Annotated in this window: 1 protein-coding gene; it reads right to left on the bottom strand. The window is 75.0% G+C overall.

Features of this window, described 5'->3' with window-relative positions:
- On the bottom strand, positions 1-500 hold a 500-nt coding region (locus tag AC13HU_RS38075; protein WP_483046564.1), incomplete at both ends, for an amidohydrolase family protein.

Raw genomic sequence — 500 nt, 5'->3', positions numbered from 1 at the left:
GGGGTGAAGGCCATGGTGGTGTCGAGCATGACGGCGGGGTGGCGTTCGGCGAGGTCGAGGAAGTCCTCGTACTCGGGCATGCCGAGGTGGGCGACGACCAGCCGCAGCCGGGGGTGGCGGGCCAGGAGTGCGGCGATCGGGGCCGGGCCGGTGTGGGCGCCGGGCACCGGGCCGGAGCCGCAGTGCGTCACCACCGGCACCCCCTCGTCGGCGAGCAGCCGCCACACCGCGTCCAGGTGCGGGTCGTTGGGGTCGAACCCGCCCACCTGGACGTGGCACTTGTAGACCCGTGCGCCCTGGCCGAGGGCGCGCCGCACGTCGGCGAGGGCGCCCGGCTCGGCGAAGAAGGTGGCCGTGTGCAGGCAGTCCGGGGTGCGGGCGGCGAAGTCGGCGGCCCAGTCGTTGAGCCAGCGGGCCATCCCGGGCTTGTGCGGGTAGAGCATGGACGTGAAGGCCCGCACCCCGAAGCCGCGCAGCACCTCCACCCGGCGCTGCTCCTC

Source organism: Streptomyces sp. NH27 (assembly GCF_056859195.1).
Note: the sequence above shows the minus strand (reverse complement) of the source record. Positions and strands in the feature narration are given on the sequence as shown.